The sequence below is a fragment of the Natrinema soli genome (assembly GCF_028618695.1).
Map to the genome: position 1 here is coordinate 345 of NZ_JAQIVI010000448.1, position 478 is coordinate 822.

Consider the following 478-nt stretch of genomic DNA (forward strand, 5'->3'; position numbering starts at 1 on the left):
CCGGCGAGCTCGACGACCGGACGCGGCGGGACGCCGACGTTCTGGTTCGAACCGACGCTGACGGGACGACGATCGTCGTCGACGACCGCGAGATTCCCTTCGACCGGCTCCGCAGTCGCGATCGAGGGCGACGAAACGGCAGCGACGAGGGCGATGACGACGCGCGACGCGATCGAATCGATCCCGACAGTCGACGCGAACGCGACGACGGCGGACGATCGGAGGTGAGTCCATGAGTGCGGACTCGTCCGGACGCGTCGACGATCGGACGATTTCGCTCGATACGGACCGAACCGTCGGCACCGACATCGTCCGGCCCGTCGCCCTGGGCTGCGTGCTGGCCCTGACGGCGTCGTACGTGAGCGTCCTCTACGGAATAACGCGAGTCGTCGGCGGCAGTCAGTCGCTGTTCGCGCTCGTCGCGGCGATGCTCGTCGCGGCGACGATACTCGCGCGGCTGATCCGACCGTGGACCGCG

The 478-nt window shown here is 68.6% G+C and carries 2 pseudogenes; both read left to right on the forward strand.

The window, feature by feature from the left end:
* Positions 1–236, forward strand: a pseudogene (locus PGX04_RS23610) (hypothetical protein); the annotation flags it as partial.
* Positions 233–478, forward strand: a pseudogene (locus tag PGX04_RS23615) (transglutaminase); the annotation flags it as partial. The pseudogenes PGX04_RS23610 and PGX04_RS23615, both read left to right, overlap by 4 nt.